This window comes from Shewanella sp. DC2-4, from assembly GCF_013248875.1.
Lineage (GTDB): Bacteria > Pseudomonadota > Gammaproteobacteria > Enterobacterales > Shewanellaceae > Shewanella > Shewanella oncorhynchi.
On record NZ_JABRVR010000002.1, the window covers coordinates 3585075 to 3603398 of the forward strand.

General features: G+C 44.6%; 24 protein-coding genes. All 24 read right to left on the reverse strand.

Going from position 1 to position 18324, the window contains the following annotated elements; translation table 11 throughout:
- Nucleotide 1: 1 nt before the first annotated feature.
- On the reverse strand, nucleotides 2–439 hold the full coding sequence (sicP, locus tag HQQ92_RS16300; protein ID WP_173246799.1) for a chaperone SicP: 438 nt from the start codon (nucleotides 437–439) through the stop codon (nucleotides 2–4).
- Between the two features lie 291 nt (nucleotides 440–730).
- On the reverse strand, nucleotides 731–1759 hold the full coding sequence (locus tag HQQ92_RS16305) for a TyeA family type III secretion system gatekeeper subunit (protein ID WP_028761714.1): 1029 nt from the start codon (nucleotides 1757–1759) through the stop codon (nucleotides 731–733).
- 10 nt (nucleotides 1760–1769) lie between these two features.
- Entirely contained in the window at nucleotides 1770–2423 is a 654-nt protein-coding gene (locus tag HQQ92_RS16310) for a type III secretion protein (RefSeq protein ID WP_173246802.1), read from the reverse strand.
- A complete protein-coding gene (locus HQQ92_RS16315; RefSeq protein WP_173246805.1) occupies nucleotides 2420–3100 on the reverse strand; it encodes a type III secretion system domain-containing protein in 681 nt (226 codons plus the stop codon). The genes HQQ92_RS16310 and HQQ92_RS16315 overlap by 4 nt, the downstream gene beginning before the upstream one ends.
- 29 nt (nucleotides 3101–3129) lie before the next feature.
- Complete coding sequence (sctJ, locus tag HQQ92_RS16320) at nucleotides 3130–3849, reverse strand: type III secretion system inner membrane ring lipoprotein SctJ (protein WP_173246808.1); 720 nt, start codon at nucleotides 3847–3849, stop codon at nucleotides 3130–3132.
- On the reverse strand, nucleotides 3846–4187 hold the full coding sequence (gene sctI / locus HQQ92_RS16325) for a type III secretion system inner rod subunit SctI (protein WP_131525054.1): 342 nt from the start codon (nucleotides 4185–4187) through the stop codon (nucleotides 3846–3848). The genes sctJ and sctI overlap by 4 nt, the downstream gene beginning before the upstream one ends.
- Entirely contained in the window at nucleotides 4174–4488 is a 315-nt protein-coding gene (locus tag HQQ92_RS16330; RefSeq protein WP_012197146.1) for an EscG/YscG/SsaH family type III secretion system needle protein co-chaperone, read from the reverse strand. The genes sctI and HQQ92_RS16330 overlap by 14 nt, the downstream gene beginning before the upstream one ends.
- Before the next feature lie 25 nt (nucleotides 4489–4513).
- The gene (gene sctF, locus HQQ92_RS16335) at nucleotides 4514–4729 is read right to left on the reverse strand and encodes a type III secretion system needle filament subunit SctF (protein ID WP_012197145.1); all 216 of its coding nucleotides are present in this window, start codon (nucleotides 4727–4729) and stop codon (nucleotides 4514–4516) included.
- 9 nt (nucleotides 4730–4738) lie between these two features.
- Entirely contained in the window at nucleotides 4739–5437 is a 699-nt protein-coding gene (locus tag HQQ92_RS16340; protein WP_173246811.1) for a helix-turn-helix domain-containing protein, read from the reverse strand.
- Nucleotides 5438–5651: 214 nt separating this feature from the next.
- Nucleotides 5652–6353 carry a hypothetical protein gene (locus tag HQQ92_RS16345; RefSeq protein ID WP_173246814.1) on the reverse strand — a complete coding sequence of 234 codons (702 nt, stop codon included), beginning with the start codon at nucleotides 6351–6353 and terminating at the stop codon, nucleotides 5652–5654.
- Nucleotides 6354–6392: 39 nt separating this feature from the next.
- The gene (locus HQQ92_RS16350) at nucleotides 6393–7520 is read right to left on the reverse strand and encodes a hypothetical protein (protein WP_173246817.1); all 1128 of its coding nucleotides are present in this window, start codon (nucleotides 7518–7520) and stop codon (nucleotides 6393–6395) included.
- Nucleotides 7521–7567: 47 nt separating this feature from the next.
- Nucleotides 7568–8047 (reverse strand): SycD/LcrH family type III secretion system chaperone, encoded by a 480-nt coding sequence (locus tag HQQ92_RS16355; protein ID WP_173246820.1) that lies wholly within the window; start codon nucleotides 8045–8047, stop codon nucleotides 7568–7570.
- Between the two features lie 207 nt (nucleotides 8048–8254).
- Nucleotides 8255–9880, reverse strand: a complete 1626-nt coding sequence (locus HQQ92_RS16360) for a hypothetical protein (protein WP_173246823.1) — start codon at nucleotides 9878–9880, stop codon at nucleotides 8255–8257.
- A gap of 48 nt (nucleotides 9881–9928) precedes the next feature.
- A complete protein-coding gene (locus tag HQQ92_RS16365; RefSeq protein WP_173246826.1) occupies nucleotides 9929–10312 on the reverse strand; it encodes a secretion protein in 384 nt (127 codons plus the stop codon).
- 63 nt (nucleotides 10313–10375) lie between these two features.
- Nucleotides 10376–10978 (reverse strand): pathogenicity island effector protein, encoded by a 603-nt coding sequence (locus HQQ92_RS16370; protein ID WP_028759295.1) that lies wholly within the window; start codon nucleotides 10976–10978, stop codon nucleotides 10376–10378.
- A gap of 12 nt (nucleotides 10979–10990) precedes the next feature.
- Nucleotides 10991–12445 (reverse strand): type III secretion system translocon protein, encoded by a 1455-nt coding sequence (locus tag HQQ92_RS16375; protein WP_168826763.1) that lies wholly within the window; start codon nucleotides 12443–12445, stop codon nucleotides 10991–10993.
- The gene (locus HQQ92_RS16380) at nucleotides 12435–12905 is read right to left on the reverse strand and encodes a SycD/LcrH family type III secretion system chaperone (protein WP_028759293.1); all 471 of its coding nucleotides are present in this window, start codon (nucleotides 12903–12905) and stop codon (nucleotides 12435–12437) included. Before HQQ92_RS16380 ends, HQQ92_RS16375 begins: the two co-directional genes overlap by 11 nt.
- Before the next feature lie 10 nt (nucleotides 12906–12915).
- Nucleotides 12916–13716 (reverse strand): secretion protein EspA, encoded by an 801-nt coding sequence (locus HQQ92_RS16385; RefSeq protein ID WP_168826761.1) that lies wholly within the window; start codon nucleotides 13714–13716, stop codon nucleotides 12916–12918.
- A gap of 37 nt (nucleotides 13717–13753) precedes the next feature.
- Nucleotides 13754–14329, reverse strand: a complete 576-nt coding sequence (locus tag HQQ92_RS16390; protein WP_006081435.1) for a secretion protein EspA — start codon at nucleotides 14327–14329, stop codon at nucleotides 13754–13756.
- Nucleotides 14330–14376: 47 nt separating this feature from the next.
- Complete coding sequence (locus HQQ92_RS16395; protein ID WP_173246829.1) at nucleotides 14377–14745, reverse strand: hypothetical protein; 369 nt, start codon at nucleotides 14743–14745, stop codon at nucleotides 14377–14379.
- A 104-nt stretch (nucleotides 14746–14849) separates the two neighbouring features.
- A complete protein-coding gene (locus HQQ92_RS16400) occupies nucleotides 14850–15041 on the reverse strand; it encodes a hypothetical protein (RefSeq protein WP_131525043.1) in 192 nt (63 codons plus the stop codon).
- Between the two features lie 8 nt (nucleotides 15042–15049).
- A complete protein-coding gene (gene sctD / locus HQQ92_RS16405) occupies nucleotides 15050–16255 on the reverse strand; it encodes a type III secretion system inner membrane ring subunit SctD (RefSeq protein ID WP_173246832.1) in 1206 nt (401 codons plus the stop codon).
- A 1-nt stretch (nucleotide 16256) separates the two neighbouring features.
- Complete coding sequence (locus tag HQQ92_RS16410; RefSeq protein WP_131525041.1) at nucleotides 16257–17732, reverse strand: EscC/YscC/HrcC family type III secretion system outer membrane ring protein; 1476 nt, start codon at nucleotides 17730–17732, stop codon at nucleotides 16257–16259.
- Nucleotides 17729–18118: a hypothetical protein gene (locus HQQ92_RS16415; RefSeq protein ID WP_251069031.1), complete on the reverse strand. Its 390-nt coding sequence runs from the start codon at nucleotides 18116–18118 to the stop codon at nucleotides 17729–17731. Before HQQ92_RS16415 ends, HQQ92_RS16410 begins: the two co-directional genes overlap by 4 nt.
- Between the last annotated feature and the right edge of the window lie 206 nt (nucleotides 18119–18324).

Sequence of the window (18324 nt, forward strand, 5' to 3'; positions counted from 1 at the left end):
ATTATTGCCCCCCCGCACTAAGATTTATGGTATTTATTGATGAGGTTGTCCCAGTCATTTCGGTTTCAACATGGCTCTGCAGAGCTTGATACGTGTCGACTAAGTCACCGAGAAATTCGCTGAGCAGGGGGGAACTGGCTGGCATAGGAATAAATGTTAAATATAACAAAGCATCGGACTGAGGCTCATAGCAGATGCAGCCCTTACCTTGTTCGGCAAGTTTGAGATTCAATTGCAAACAAGCTTGCCAATAGTGGTTTTCAGTCAGCTGCGGCTTCTGAGCGAGCATGCAATAAAAGGTCCATTGCGCATCGCCGTAACGTATAGAGATCATTAATTTTTGATCTAGCATTAGCAGACATTGTCCATTAGCATCAAACACTAATGGTAAGCCGAGTGCTAGGCCGAGCTGAGCTAATAATTGGTCATGTACATTCATCTAGCGTCCCCTCAATTGGTGAAAGTGTGACCTTGATGAAAGTTTGTCCTGAGTCAGGAGGAATGAATATCAGGTGTACACCTGAGACTAATCGAGTTCTAACTTAAATACCTGTTGTATTACGGGCCAGTGTCGAGTCTTATGCGGCAAAAAATCTCGCAGGTCAATCAAGCAACCATGCGTCAACGAATGGACAGTATAGGTATTGCACATGGTCTGAATGTAGATCTTTCCTGCAATATCATCACAGTTGCCTGAGTTCTGCGTTACGCTAACATTAGCAGATGCTCATTATTCCTGATCACACCAGTCATCGAGTAAGCCCAACATGGCCTCTTCAATATGTTCTTTCTGTTCTGGATCGCGAAAACATGCCAGAGGAATAATACTCAGCAGTTCCCGCCAGCGCCGCAGAAATCCCAATCGTCTTGCAGGCATTAAAGGTAATAGTCGTATTTGTTCATCTATCCATTGGGGATACACCCAAGCTTGTTCTGTCAGTTGTAACGTGACTTTTAACACTTGTTCACCATCAAGCTGAGTCGCACGGGCGAGCATATAGCAATGTTCCTCTATCGTAAGAAAAATAAGCAATCGACGTAAGTCATCTACCGCTGCTGCTATCTTGACCATGTTTCTCCCGCTGTGCTGATCGCTCAGAGGTTCAGATAGTGCTCTAAGCAACACACGGATCCGCTTACGGCGGTCAGGAAGATGCTGAAGTAATTCAAACCATTTTGCTAAGCCGGCATCGCCTCGAACCGCTTGTTGATAAAGTTGTTGCAAGGCTTGCAGACCAGCATGATCGAGTGCAACGCCTTCAAGGGCGGCAAATAATGCTATTTCAGCTCCTTCTTGCGAGAGTAATTCTGTCAGTAATTTGCGTAGCTTATTATGGGCGGATTGACCTAATTTTCCTGACATGACTAGCGCCATCATTAATAGCATCATGTTACCGCTGTCTAAACCCAATTGTTTAAGTTGCGAAAGGATCTCATCACCATCGCCTAAGCTCGCAAACTGTTCGGCCAGTTTATTGACTGTGCTTGCTTGCGTGTCTCCCAGTTGTTGCAGTAACTGCTCGAGTGCTGTAAATCGGGGATCAGTTGGCTCTTTACCTGAGGTTAACTTTTTCAAATGGCTGCTTAATCCGAGACTTAATCCTTCCATGGTCTCTTCCAATGCTTCAGAACGCACTTCCGCTAATTCTGCGGCCGCCATGTCTGTTACATTGTTTGCCGGAAACACTTGTCCATGGGTTTCGTTAACACTCGCTGTGTTATGAAAATCCACTGCGTTGGCACCATCGATACGCACCATAATAAGCTCCTTAGCCAACGCCCTTTAATGGTTCGGGGACAAACGCCGCCAGTAATTGCTGTAAGTGTTCATTAAGATCAATTTTAGCTGTCATAGTCGAAGAACTTAATTCGGCCTGTCCAGAGACTAACTCCGCTGATACTTGCACTGTCATACGACCATCGAATGCCTTGGCTAGCGCGGCAAAATCATCATTTGAAACCAGCAGTGTTAAGGCACCTTGCCCTACTCGTTCACAGACTTGATCGGATAACCGTTTGATTAGAAATGCAGACAACTCATGTTCTTGCATCCAAGTCGTCAGCACTTTTTTAATTTTCTCGGCAATATTGGCATGTAATTTATCGGTAAGTGATTGAATTAACTGGGCTTCGTTATAATGCCAACTAATGGCCTCATCGATGGCCACAGCTTTAGCTTGCTGTTGCCACTGTGCGCTAAGCGCTTGGGCATCCTGTTGTGCTTGCTCTAGTATCTGCTCACTACGAGTTTGCGCGGCATCGCGTTGACGGCGGGCTTTTTTGAGTGCTTTGGCAATTCGCGTACGAACTAAGTGTTCCATATCCGCTAACTCACTCGCCCGATGTAACGCTGTGGCGCTGATCAAATGATGGCCTTCACGACGGAGCTCGCAAGGGCGTACCTCAATTAAAAATGGGTTCATAGTAGTCGCTCCAATCTCATTAACCAGCGAGGAATATCTAAGGAAATAGGTGCTAGGGAGTCCGCTTTACATGGCAATGTTGCTTGCACAGGTAAGGTCAAGGCTAATGCCCGCCAGAACGGTTTGTTTCCCCATAATTGTCCTATCAGGTTAATAGCGCAGGCCTGGGCTACGCCAACTAACTCTGCCGCAGTCACTTCGTCTGGATAGGCATATGTTGTAAGTTGGGGCCTCTGGGGCCACAAATTCCAAATTTGTTGAATTTGTGCTTGGCTTAACTCTTGATGCAAGGCATCACGATATTCACGTAATGACACATAATCAGGGCGGTTGAGGAGAAAGAGCCCCAACGCCGTCACTATGGCACTGAGTTTATGCCGGCAGGCTAACAGGTTAGCCTCGAGCTCATTAAATTCCTTTGGTAAATCTTGACCTGCCAAACCATAACGGGAAACCACAACTGCTTCGATTCGCTGCGCTAATCGGGTACCCGCTTGATACTGTGCCTGCCAAAGAGTTAATTGTAATTCTTGCCACCAGCTCGGATGCATAGTCGCAACAGGTTGCCAAACGAGACGATTGAAGGCCAATAATGCTGGTGATACAACTCGATTTAACTTATTTTGGCCAGTAGCTTCGACCCGTATTAGTGGTTGATTAGGGGTCAAGTCCTCCATAGTTCCTCCAGAAACAACAATTGTTATGGTTACTTACGTCTCATCCACCACATACCGCCTATGCTGAGTAGCATTATTCCAGATAAGCTGATCACTAATGGTAACTTGTACGCTTCGACCTGGGCTAAAAATTGAGATGAACTACTGCTAGTGGGCTGGGTAATTGCTTGATAGCGATAACTCGCAGCTTGCAAAAAGACACTGATATTATCGTAACTCAGTCCTGGAACGGCATTCTGCACTAAGCTCTTAATCTGATTTTCCGTATTTGTTAAGTTAGCCTGAGGTGAATATTTAATGTATACGGAGGCCGACTTAGTCTGTGCAATCTGACGCCCTGAGTCGGGTGCTGGTTCAGCAATAGACACCCTAGCGCTAATCACCCCATCCATACTCGACAAGGTACGCTCAAGTTGTTGCTCTTTTAGATAACCCATTTTCGCTTCCTCTTGGGCGGGTGAAGTCACTAACTGACCCGAAGGGAACAAATCCTCGATATTGGCATAATGAGGTTTAGGAAAGCCATTTTGCCTCAGTAATTCAACGGCATTGATAAATTGATCTTTATCTATTTTTAAGGACACATTACCTGATTTTTGATCCGCTTCAGCACTGGCATCTATGTGATTAAGCATCAACAGGGCGACCATTTGATTCGCTTCATCTTGTGGAAGATCTCGATAGAGATCGACTTTGCATCCAGTCAATGCGAAGACGAGCAACAATATTGACCATTTAGAATATTTCATTGCATATTCACCAATTTGTTTATGGATTGGGAGACGGCGCCCGCAGTCTTTGCCGCCAAATCGACCTCAACGATGGCTTTACCCATCAAGAGCTGTCCGCCTAACATGGCCTCTGGAGAGGGTGAGTGGCCGACTCCGTGACTTTCAGCACTCTGTATCACACCTTGTAATGAACCCGAAGCCTGTGGCTGAGTTGCTATGTTAACCGCCTGACTTATATCCGATCCCCCTAATTGCATTAATTGTGAAAACTGGCTTGCTAAGTTAGGGTCTGCTTCTGTAGTTTTGCTGGCTTGCTGGGTGACTTTAGCAAGCTGACTTAGGCTATGAATTTCCATTGGAACCTCCACGTAACATCTGTGAAATAATTTCACTCCGCCCAGCTGTTGGGCCTGAACCTGAAAATAAAAACCTTAATCCTTGGGCTGCTTCAGTCTGACAAGAAGCTAATTCCCTTAATGCTTTAGTATTTTCATTTAAACCAAAGTAAATAAGGCTGGCACAAATATGTCTGTCTTCATCATCGCTAATCAGTTGAGGAAAAATGGCTAGCAAAGCATAGGCTTGCGATGTTAGACCATGGTTTGAGGCGGCAATGGCAGCCTCTACTAACAGTTGTTTATCGGCACTGGTTAACATAATTTATCCTTGCAATCGAAGGGGGTTAAATCTTAGAAATGATCCCTTGGATCATGTCTTTAATCGCTTTTATCATGGCACTCTCATAGCCGACAAAGTTAGAGTATTGCTGCATGGCAAATTGGGCTTTGATCATCTTGTCGGGATCGGTCAAATCGCCTGCAGACATCTTGGCCTGTACCTCTTGAGCTGAGCGCGTCGATAGCTGAGACAATTGATTAACTATGGCACTTAAGTCCATGGGACCTCCTTATACAAAGGTTGCACGCAGTACGGTTGGGCTGCATAAATAACGTTTCTTAAACGATTCGGTAAAATGTGCGTGATTACTAAAACCACTATCTAAGGCAATATCGGCGACTTTTTTCTCAGTCACCATAAGTTGCTGACGGGCATAACTTAAGCGCCGTTCTAACAACCATTGCTTTGCCGATACACCATAGTTTTTATAAAACAAGAAATTGAGTCGGCGTACTTCAATGCCTAAATTTTCGGCAAAGCGTGTGACTGGCCAAGGTTGCATAAAATTGCCCTCAAGATAGCTCAGCATCTTGTCGTTATGGGCTAAGAAGTAACGCATTAAACCGGAAAAGTAACGGTTATCCATGCCAAGACAGTACATAAAAATAAACTTAATCAATAAATTATGATTACCTTTCAACTGTTCTATGACATTGCTTAACTCATCAAATACAGGGAGTATTTTTGTTGATTCAGGTTGAAATCGATTCATCTCAGCACTCGGGCCAATCAGATCGGCAATTTCGTGAAATAATGCGTGTAGCTCACCTGGATAACAAAAGATGCTCATCCAATTGTCACGACTCAAAGCAGAAGCTGTTGCCTCCTCAGTGGTTACAACTAACTGATTACTGCCGACCGCTAGATTTTCACCCTGATAGTGGATTTTCCCTGGCTGTCGAAACAAAATTATTTGTATTGCACTCATATGGATTAACCCTTACTGCAAACTATGATTCATTGTGAAACGCGAGCGGATAGGTTGACATCAGGTGTTAACCTGAGATCTGAATTCGCTTAAATGCAGCTGCGTCAACAACGACTTATGAGAAACTAACCCGTGGGATAAGAATCGAAGGAACGACTGAAAAAGAAAACGATTGATACACTAGCCAGCATCCTTGCTGACGGTCCGTAATGACTCAGACTAAGCCACTGCGTAATGCATTAAGATCTTGACCCCGTTGAACTTGTTTATGAATTAGCAGGAGGTCATACACTTTATGGTCAATTTGTGCAGAACTGAAACTATGGCCCTCTTTTCCGTATAACCCCTTTTTTTCAATATGTTTATCGACGACCCGATTCATTTTCTCGGTCAAACAATGGAGTGTTTTTAAGACTAATCTATCTCTAACTGCGGTCATTATTGCGGGATCTACGTGTTCTACTCGATCGAGATGTACTCTATCGACTAGGACCCTTGCAGCGCTCTCAAGGGCACTCTTGCCTGCACCGTGTCTATCGATTTCGAGCATAGTAGCGATATCAGCCAGTACCTGTTTGTTCACCTTAGGACTCGCAAGATAACTGCCATGCTGGATCAATTTGTCTAACTTTAGGGCTGCATAGCATAAGATGTGCTGCTTAGCGGCATCTTGCTTATCAGCTTGCGTTCCCAGGGCATTAAACGCGGATTTACATGCTTTTGCCACCACAGTATCCCCGTCTCTGCTAAGCCATAGTGCATCAGATAATTGCGTAATGTGTTGGTCTTTAATCGCTTGTCTTTGAGTTATCGCTTGATCTGGCGATAACCGAATTGCTTGCCTTGCGTTCTCTGAGGGAGAAAAACGGCCTAACCCAGTCGCTATGCTAGCGTTAAAGGCGTTACTGCTTAACATATTGTCTCCTCGCTATATTGTTTAAGGACTGTTATTGATTTAGCTAAAGCTATTATTTCTAGCTCTCGCAGGCTGTAATGCTGCCAATTGCTGCTGTAGCATTTGTAGCTGCTGCATCACGCCTGATAGTTGAACGTTGGATTTATCGAAGCGTGACTGTAGTTGCTCAAATTGATTTTGACTCTGCAGTAGCAATCCCTCTTTCTCTGCAAGTTGTTGCTGTAATGTTTGATTAGTTCCTCTGAATCGCTCACTCTGTTTCATACGGATTTCGGCATCAAATTGTGCCGTTTTTTCATTGGCTTGGCTCTCTTTCAGTGCTAACTGCACCTCACTGAGTTTCATATTACCTTGCTGTGTAAGGACAGAGGCTTGTAACTGACGCAGTAGGTATGCTTTTACGCTAGACACTTCTGCTTCGAATGATTTATTTTGAGAAGTACCTTTTAACTTATCCAGTACCTTGGTCGAGGTATGGTTCACTAAACCGATAACCCCTTCTACGACAGGTTCGGCGCTTCTACGGGCCATATTCACCATATTAACTGTGCCAGCAATATGCGCGGGAAGAGAGGGAGGAGATACCACCGCACTCCATAAAGTGCCTACTGCTAGCGCAACTCTTGAGCTAATGGAAACGGCTTTGCCCCACCACTGTGCTCTATCATCATTTACCCCCATCTTGCTTAACAAGATATTTAGCGCATTAGCAATGGAATCGCTGCCCATGGCGAGTCCTTCTCCCCCAGCCGCTTTACTGCGCCAGTCAGCAAAAGCACAACCCGCGTCGGCGACCGCTAAGGTAAAAGCAACGCCAGAGGCTATCAATAAGGGAACCCCTGCGCCCCCCGTGAGTATTGTGGCAGCGATAGACACGCCAAGCGCAATACCAGCAAAAGCCACCGAAGCGAGCTTACTAAAAAAGCCGGACTTGGCCAGATCTACCCCCACTTTTTTAGCCTCATCGGCAGCCACTTTAGCTTCATCCCGAGTCAGTTGTGCCTTGGATTGAATATCAGTGACCTTACCGTCGACTTCAGAGCTCAGGGGCACTTGTTTGGGATCAAAACTGCCTAATTGTGTTTTTAACAAGGCGCGGGCCGAACTGACTAAATCTAAACTACTTAAAGTCGGGGATGATAAAGGAACATGTGTTAACTCATTCATAATAAACCTCTTTCAATAATATAAATGAAGATTGCAAATCCTATTGTCTATTGATTATTGAGAGCACTAAGCAATTGCTGTGCTTGCTCCCCCACAAAATGGTGCTCTGGCTTACTGTAGCTCTGTGAGATAGCCATCTGTAACGCTTCGATTGCCGAGGCGTCATCATCTAAGCTCAGAAAGCACTGCGCAATGCGGAAACTCGCGTCGGGAGAGCAGGCATCCATCACGAGTGCATAACCATAGAAGGTCAAGGCATGCTGGTATTCACCTAGCCAATGTAGGCAAGACCCCAGTCCAAGATGAAAACGTCTATCCCAAGGCTGATGCATGACCAAATAGGTAAAATCGACAATCGCTTCTGCGGGTAAGCCTGCCTGATATTTACTCGTACCTGATAGGTAAATTAGCTCGAGATCTTGACTCGTTAAGCCAGCTTGCTCAGCTAAGGTCTGTTGTTCGACTAAGGCTAACTTGCAGGCTGCTTCAAGCTTTTCAAAATCTAATTCAATCTCTTTATTTATCATTTGAGGTGCCTTTAGCGGTTCAATTTAAATGCATTTACGGGGATCCACTCGACAATGCGAAAATCTATCCATTAGTATGAAAAAAAGATGATGCTCATTCGTTTTTGGCTAGGTAAATGTTCACGAATAAGTGTCTTAAATCGGATTGCTATCCTGTATCTGAATAACGAGAAAATCGTAAACTATCCGATTGAATGCCTTATCTACTTAAAGTTTCGGCAAGTCTCCTGTGGTATGGAGTGTGATAGGTGCTAGGTCTCGGCCCTGAGCATTATATTGGCTATCTAACGCGGTGCGATCCTCAGGGTGCTGAAGATCATAGCTTTTACCATTTTGTCCATCGACCAAAAAACATTTACCCGAATCGAAGTGAAAAAAATTCATGGCATGGGAATCTTTTCCCCCACTGACAGGGACAGTGACTATGGCTCGCTTTCCTTGAGGCAAGGCGCTAAATAATAACGATGAGACAGACTGTTCAGGCGATAACCCTATCGTTTGGCTCTGAGCCGTAACTTGACTGATAACACCCGCTCTCGTGTCTATCGCTTCCCAAAACTTGAGCGGAACGACGCTATCATTTTGTCGAGCCAACATGAGTCCCATATTGACATCGACAGCCTTAGCGCATGTTATACAATTACGTAATGCAATCGCACCTGAGTTGCGTCCAACAAGGTAATCGAACGCGTTCTGCATGCCTCCGTGAAATTTATACGGGTTAGCTTTAGTCGCGAGATAATGCAGGCCTTCATTGATATCCAACTGAAGTAATTTATAACAGTTATCACCTATGGTGGTGGTTTGGTGCTGCCCTATACCTTGGTAGAATGTAGCTTCATCGGCATAAACATCCGCTTGGGATTCGCCAAGATTAATATTCTCATCACATAAAACAAAATCATCGAAATTGTCTAGTTGCGGTGCATCTTTGGGGGCGGGTAAACCATAAAGAGCCCCTAAATTGGTATTACCTACTTTGGCCTGATATAGCACTCGTATTAGCCCTTCATCCTCCATGCCATGAGCAGTAACGTAATTAAGTAATTCGTAACGAGATGGTGTGACGGCATAACGCAGAAAATTATCCTCACAGCTCATAAAACCTTTAGCCACCAAGTCGCCAATATTTTTATAATCATTTGAAGATAAAGCATTTTTAAGTAAACCGCCGCGAAATTCACCATTTGTTTCAGCGCGATTAGAGAAGGTCCACTGAAGATCGCCAAATTGAGCGACAAAGGTCGCAGCTTCGCTATCATTAGGGAGAATTCCAGTAAACTTTTCACTGCTAAAGCGAGGATCTGTCAAGCTATTTCGTAAGGCTTGTTGTACAACTTGATTGTCAGACATACATTGAATATTGCCTTCAATATACTTTTCCAGCGTGAGTGAAGAGGCCATTTTTCGCAAGTCATCACTGGCCGTTATTGTGGTTTTCACTGCGGCAACTTGATAGAAATGTGTGTCTATATCGCGGTTATCCGTTTGATAAATTGTACGGCCACCAATACTTAGCAACATACGCCATTGCTCACCATTGTCGCCTAGAGCTAATTTAAATTTGGTTTGATGTTGATCGACCGCTAAATTACGTAATGCACAAAACCTTTGTGCCACTTGGGAAGGAGTGAGCACGCCAGGCTGGGTTACTTGCTGATATAAAGCTTGTATCGCTTCGAGTTTCACGCCACCACGAAACCAATCAAGAATTTTGTCCAGTAAGCCCATTTTCCCCGCTTCATCTAAAGTGTTGGCGGTGAGAACCCGCTCTAAGCGGCTCTCGTTAAAGTGATAGGTATGTTGACTACCTAATGCGACTTCGACAGTCATAATCTTTACCTCTTAATTGACCATGCTCATGAACGGCTTTTGTTTGCCCTAGTACACCAACCAAGTCTCGCCATTCTGATTAACTTCCTTGGCGCCTTGTTTGAGCAATACCTCTCTCAGTGCCTGACGAGCGAGACGTTGTGCAGGCCTACCTGCATCATGGATTACCATGCCGCGGATCTGCTGAATATCCGGCAGACTTCGCCTTAAATCACGTAATTGTTCCACTAACTGTAAAACCGCACTGCTGACCCCCGAAGTATTGCCTTTACTGCAAAAGTCACAAATGGTCAGGGTGTTTTCGTCGACGCGATACACCATCGACCAATGGGGACTATCCCAACATTTTCCCCATTCAAACTGGCTGTTTTCAAAATAAGCAGGACTGACTGTCACCCCTTGACGGGCAAGATATTGACTTACACTATCCATATTGATCTCCTTAGTGTTAGGCCGGTTCGACCTAACACTTAATGATGTTGAATAGAAGCACTGCTAGTTATGTACTGCCGAGCTAATGCGGCCGTGCAATTCGACGAGCTCTTTGATCAAGGAGCGCATCTGCTCTGAAATTTGCTTTGCTTTATCATTCAGATCATTAACACCCTTGATATAGCTCTGGGCGTTACTCGCCTTAAAATCACCGATAGTGCGCTCTAGTTCAGCCTCTTTGCTTATATTGGCACCGACCACTTTGCCTGTGCCTTCAATCCCTTTGCTAAACGCCCCACTCATGTGAGTCGCAGCATCGCCAAACTTGCCCGATAACCCAACCCCTGCCATACCTATCACGCCTCCGGCGATTTCTAATACACCAGTCCAGATACTCGCTTCGCAGGCCTTATCAATGGCGGAACGTTTATCGTCCATAGAGGCAATTTGTACGTCCCAACCGAGTTGTTGCTGCTTAACGTTGTAGTCCTGTAATACGTTGCGTAATTTTTTAAACATCTCGGCCAATTTCAGCATAAGATCATTAATTTGCGAGATAGCATCCATACCGTCACTGGCACAGTTGTCATTCAGTTGATCAGTCTTGTCTGTGTTAACGGGCGCTGGAGTGTGGCCTTGGCCCGAAATAATGTTGATATCTGTCATGGTAAACCTCACTTATACTGTTGAACCTGCGATACGGGCTTGTAGTGCGCCACTCTGACTGATCGCCTTACTGGCACCGTCTAAGCTGTCGCCTTGTTTTTCAATCAGATCTTTTACAGTTTTCATTTGCTGTTCTTTAGCTTTGTCGTACCACTCGTAGCAAAACTCTAAGAAATTCTGTTTTAAAATCAGTTCTTCAATTTGCTTTTGCAGTTTGGCTTTCTCAACGGCTATGCTGCCATCGGTAATCGCTTTTCCTGCACCAGCGGTCGCACGGATCACATCTAAGGTCGTAAAAGTACATGCCTTGATTGCCGTTTTAATCACTTCATGGCTAACCTCTTTCACCACTTGCTTAGTGATTTCCTCGGCAGTGACCTGGACGCCTTTCTTAATAGCCTGTTTGCCGACTTCTTCGACAGATCGAGTCACGAGTTGCTCAATCGCCTCTTTACTGAAGGCATCCATCAGACCGCTGGCAAGTTTACGTCCACCCTGTTCAGCGGCTTCTTTTAAACCCTTGCCTAAGTTGGCCATAACTTGGTCAGTAACTTGTTCAGCAACTTGCTTACCAACTTCTTTCGCGACATTAGTGACCGCTTCGGTAGAACCTTTAGTAATACCATCAACGAGTTTAGGAGCCGCTTCCTTCATCGCCGTTTCTGTACCTTTGGCAATTGAACGTGTCGCTGAAATTGCCCGCCCTGCTTGGAAGATATCCAGTGCCATGCCCACTATTTCGCAACCTAATTGCACTTTGCCTGCCACATCAATTACGCTCTGGCATTTATCTTTATCTGCCCCACATAAGATGGCGGTTTCTGCCGCGGCTTTAACCATGCCAGCAACCCCTGCAGCGAGATAGGCAGCACCTCCGGCAATTTCTAATGCGCCCCCCGCAACATCACCAACCGCACAGCGTAAGGCGCCTTCGACCAACTTAATTACACCGTAAATGGCCTCAACCGCTCCGACAATCCAGTCGAAAATGGCTCCGAAAATTCCACCCTTGTGGGCCTTATCAGCTTGCTCGATGGCTTTTGCCAGTTGCTCTTGATATTCCTTCACCTTTTTATCGCGCAGGAACTCTTGAGTATCGGTCATTATCTTGCTAGCTTTCATGGCCGAGCTTGCTGTGTCTGCGAAGGTCGAAATACTGAGATTCGCAGCCATCATGACCATGGAATCCATGGACGCTTTTTCTAATGAATTCAATGATCCCAATCCACCAACAGTGCCCGTCTTAGGATCTGGGGTAAAAAAGGGCGTTAAAATACGCTGCAATGCCCTTTGTGCATCTTTCATTGTGACTGGACCTTGATGCTGATCTTTATGCTCAGTTTGAGTGAGCGTCACAGGCATGGACCAGTCGGGCAAACTTGCTTTGCTAACAGCATGCGCCTGGGCGCTAGCATAATTGGCCGACACATTCTCAGGGCCTCTTTCTGTCACACTGTTAATTGACATGGGAATTCTCCTTAGCGAGTGTGGCTAGCCCGCGCTGTGCACTGGCGGCAATCCCTGTGCTCTCGGGGTGGCCTTCACACCAACGTAGACTGGCGTTAAAGCTTCTCTGGGCATAATCATGGTTACCTAACGCCAAGTAACTCAAACCAGCATGGTAAGCGGGTAACGGATTATCGACTTTGATCATCCCTGCCCGGCCCAAACAGAAAATGGCCTCTTCATGTTCGTGTAACTGCTGGCAGCATATTCCTAGAGAAAAGCAGTAGTCGTAATTCCATTGGTCTATGCGCATTAAGAGGTAAAAGATCCGCTTCGCCCCCTGTTGATCACGGCAAGCCATTAACTGCAACGCGTATTGGTACAACACATTCAAGTCACTTTGCTCGACGTCAGCCAACATACGCAGTGAGCCTCCCCGTTGCAGAAAGTGTTCAATTACTTCAAATTCTTCCTGTTTCATAACTGACTCCCTAACGGACATTTTGGGCGATGGATTTATTCATCTCGGCCAACATGGTCTGCATGCTATTGAGTAAACTGACGGTCACGTTATAGGTCTGCATAATTTTCTGCAGTTGCAATTGTGACTGGGAGACAAAGTCAGAGGCACGATTTGAGACCGATTCCAAAGCCGATTTCACCGCTTGCAACTTACCTTTATCTAGACCTCCAGCAGCGCCAAGGGCATTGGCAATCTGTTGCATATGTACCTTACTGATGCTTTGCCATGATTGCTGTCCGACTTCGGGAAGACCCCAGATATAATCACAACAACGCTGACCATCGACCTTGATGCCGTGTTCATCCATATAACTGATCACATCTTGCCAACTCGCCGATTGCATTCCTTCTGGTCCAGCTGCGGCAATTTTGTCTAGTAACTTTTTCAAATAAACAGCGGAGGGATCATTGTGACTGAGATAAGCAGAGATACTCATGCCATCAACTTCAAAGCCATTGTCACTCATATACTTAACGACATCAGCAGGCAGATTTACCGTGGCTTTATCCCCTTGCTTCGCGACTTGAGCTATCGCCTCATCGACGCGATTCGCCATGTCTTGAGCTTGGCGCGACACATCGGCCTTTTGCTGCATTTGGCCATACTTAGCATCGGCCAGTTCTGACAACAAATTCATAAACATATACAGTACTGCAATACCTCCAGAGAGCACTGAATCTCCGCGAGACGCTATCTGAGCTTTCACCTCATCCGACGCTTGACTGTTGGTAATACTGGTACCTTGAGTTGCTACATTTGTAATTTCCACAATGATGACCTCCAACAAAAAACGATATCGCACTAAATTAACGAATGTTTTGTGCAATCGACTTGTTCATCTCCGCTAGCATGGTTTGCATACTGTTTAATAAACTGACGGTAACGTTGTAAGTCTGCATAATTTTTTGCAGCTGTAGCTGAGATTGTGAAACGAAGTCAGAGGCACGGTTAGATACAGATTCCAACGCCGCTTTCACCGCCTGTAACTTACCTTTATCTAACCCTTTACCGTCGGGGTCATTCTTGGCCAGGTACTTATCGATGGTCATACCATCTATGGTGAAACCATTGTCATGCATGTATTTCACGACATCATCAGGAAGTTTACCTACGGCTTTATCACCATCTTTGGAGACGTTTGCAATGACCTCATCAACCTGATTTGCCATATCTTGCGCTTGACGAGAAACATCAGCTTTTTGCTGCATTTGACTGTATTTGGCATCGGCTAATTCAGAAAGCAGATTCATAAACATATATAAGACTGCAATTCCCCCTGAGAGTACTGAATCACCGCGTGAAGCAATTTGATTTTTGACACTTTCAGGTTGTTGAGAGTTAATAATGCTAGTGCCTTGATTACCTACATTTGAAATATCCATAATAACACCTCATTGATTATTTAAATTAAGCATGATTTTTATTGAACTTACATATAACTTCTAACTTTTTTAACCTTGTCAATCACCTTTTCTTTAGAAGTTGAGTCAACATCATTATCAACCTCGCCAGATTCTATTTTACCTAACAAATTAAATTGTGTTTCGAGACTTTTGAAATGATGTTCCAATTCACTGACTTTATTCATAACAGTATTTTGCTGTGATTCAAATCCACTAGGGAATGCATTCTTTAACTTAATCAGCTTAGCTAATGCTTCAGGATCCCTATCAGAACGTTCAACTAGAAGATTTATTTCTTCTTGTAGCGCTTGAAATTCTTTAATATGTTCTCCAAGTGCTGCTTTACGTTGCTGAAGATCTTGCATAACTGATTTTATATCGCTGAACATATCCATAACTAACCCCTTGACTTATATATTAATACTATTATGTATTGAAGATACCTAAAAACGATGGGAATAAAACAAAACTGGTCAAACCACTAAATTAAAATTTAAAGCTATTTTTTATAACGTGAAAAAAGTGTGTCTATAACTATTTCTGCCGCATTGATAGCTTCATCCAACAATGGAATTGTTCCACTATTACCAGATAAGATATTACTGCGCATTTTGGCTAGTCTATTATGGTAAGCCTCCTGTTTGTAATTATGTGATTTAATATCATCCTCAAGCTGTGTAATTCTTGACATAATGCCTCCTAAAAAATAAGTGGTACATGAATTAACTCACCGGCTCTACTGAGATCTAATCCATGAATGTTCATATATTCCACGACATAACCATTATCTAATTTGCTACCCGTTGATAACCGAACACCACTCGATAACTCTATGAATGGAGACTGTGCATTACCACCATAGGTCACCACAGAAGCATTTAATAAATGATTAAGTTCGTTTTGTACTGGAATATTTTGAAATACTAACTTCAATCCATTGGCATGCGTTGGTTCTAATCCTTGCGCAACAGTCATAATCTGTTGCTGTTGTTGTTCACTGACTTTACCTGTCATGACGATGGCATCATTGATCCGCTCTATCATGAGACCAACCAGTAAATTTTTGTTTCGCAATGCGGAGATTAACGGTTTGAGCTGACTGTCAACCTGATTGCTAACTTGCCAATTAACAAGTCCGGGCAGGTTATTCAAGCTAGACACCGCTTTATCCCAGCGCTCCCCTGACTGAATGGCGCCTGAGATAATGACATTGCTGGGCTCACTACCTAAGGTCACAAGGGCATTGGCAAATCCATTTTGGACTAAGACATCCTTGACATTACGTATCAACTGATCGCCACAAGTGGTCTGCTCTATAAATAAAATACCTTGTCCTTTGATATCACCGAGAAACTGCGCCATACGTTGTGAATCTTGGCAAAAGCCGCTCAGTGTCACCACGCCATCTTTTGACCAATGGGCTTGAACTCCGTTTAAACCGTCGGTCTGCAACTGCTGCGATAACCATTGTGCTTGTGTCAACTCGGCGATAGGCATCTTTGCAGGAGCTAATAACACTGTCGCTAATAGCACCATAGAGAGCATTGAAACTGTCGCCAGTAACCACCACGACTTCTTTGCCTTTGTTTGAAAATGTGATGGTATTGCCTGTTGCTGTAATTCATCGGTGCAATGGCCTAAGAGGATACCCACACCAGCGAGTTCAATAACTTGCCCCAATGGCAACATATTGACTTCGCTTATAGGCTGTCCAGCTATCCAAGTCGGTACCCAAGACTGCAGCCGAACCCCCGCTTCATCGATCAATAAATCCACTTGTTCTACGTGTTCAAGTGTGGCTAACACATCACCATCGGGTCCGATGCTTAAGTTACCAAGAGGCAAAGATAGCTCTCGTCCTTGCAATGGACCGTTTAACCATAAGAGCTTGTATCCTGAAGACATATTAATCTCCTTGGTTAACGGGTTCCGCTTTGATCAGGAACAGACGCATCACGCTTTGAGTATGGTGATCTGTGCTTCTAAACAAACCGCCCAGTAATGGTAGATCGCCTAGTAACGGGATCTTGTTCTGGGTCGTTTCATCTCTATCTTGTACGAAGCCGCCGAGTAACAGACTCTCCCCCGATTTCAGCGTCGCCTGAGTCGAGATCTCGGAGTTTTGCACTTGTGGTAATGGTTCACTACGGCTCACTGCTTGGCTCTGTTGACCATCCTGAATATTGAGATCCAACATCACAGCCTGATGACCTACTTCATCAATCAATCTTGGTGTGACTCGTAATAGAGAACCAGTGGTCACTGACTCTAATTTAGCGACTTTATCTCCTTCCAACTTAGTGTAAAATGTCACGTTTTTATCGAGTACTGCTTGCACATTGTTTAACGTAACCACAGAGGGACGTGAGAGCACTTTGGCCTTAGAGTTCTTCTCTAGTGCATTGAGGCGCATCATGAAGTTGCCAGTATTGCCTATGACAGTGGAAAAATTGTCACTGCTATCACCACTGTTGAAACTGACTGAACCACCCCCTAATTTGGCTGACGCCGACCAATCTATGCCCAACTGTTTAAAGTCAGAGGCGTCCACATCGAATATCGATACAGACACTTCAATCATGGTGGGCTTAGTATCGAGTTGTCTTATCAAAGAGCCATAAGTGGCCATATCACGGGCACTTCCACGGACTATGATGGCGTTTTGACGAGGATCAGCGGCAAAGACTGGACCGCTAATATTACTCACAGAACCCGCCACTGCATTGGCGACTTGTGTACCTTGATCCATTTCTTTTAGCACCGTGACTAATCCTGGAATACTCACAGGTTGGCTACGATATTCATAAATAGAGTCTGTGGCAGATGCGTATTTCAGTGGATAGACTTTAACCGTTTCTTGGTTTTCTGTGGTTTGTTTAGCATTGGCATCAAGTTGTGCCGTAAGTTTGGTGACACTGTTAATGCATTCGGGTACACCTGTGACTTGTAAGCCACTGATCCCTGCCATAGATTTAATGTTACAGACCCCCTTATCTAACACTCCTGCACTGCGCAGGTAATGGTCGACCTTAGTCGCGGATAAGCTAGTTAACGGTAGCACTTCACTATTAATTTCACTGGCTTTGTAAACATATAAGACTTCGTTGTTGTAGTACCAAACTAAGCCATAGCGACGGGTCAGATCTTGAATAACGGATTTAGGATCTTGTTCTTGGATTTGGCCGATATAGTTGTCGTTGACCTTGTTACTGACAATGACTGGTACGCCGTAATTGTTGGCAAAGTCTTGGATGACGGAGGCTAGCGCAGTGCCTCTACTGATCATTACAAAGGGTTCACCTTGCCATTTAATGTTTGTCAGTGGTGCAGCCTGAACTAGGCCAATCTGACAAAGTAACAGTAGACTGAGTAGTTTTTTCATACTGTCCTCCCGATAAGTGAAGCTCGATTGCTATCAACAGGTGTAAGCAGGCTCTTTTCGAGAAACCTCGCTATAGCAAGTTGCATGACAATCCCTTGAGATAAAGCTTCATCATCTTGAATTTCATCGTAATAACGCCATAACAACCAGAGTTCACCTCTAAGCTGAAGGCCACAATCTAAGGCGTGATCACTAGCGGCTAATGCGAGCGTTGCTTGTGTTAGCCAATCCACAGCAATATCGGTCGAAATCGCTAGCACTATTGCAATAGATACAGAGGTGTCAGTTTCGAGAACGAGGGCTTGTCTTTCGGCTAAGGTCCAAGTCGTGTTTCCTTCGACGTTTTGGCTAGCCAAGAAGCCACTTTCAATCAATCTCGTCAGCATTTTCACACCCTGTTTCACTTTCATGGGATCAGTATGTAAGTGTCTAAGCCTAGCGCCCATCAGGTGAACACCTTAACTACTTAAGGTAGGTAGATGAAAAATACCAAGCCTCAGTTATTCACCTGATAGCACTGGCCGTTAATGTGGTTAAGATGAGAAAATGGTTCGAATGGATTTCGAAGTTCATGCAAGAACAAGATGAATAG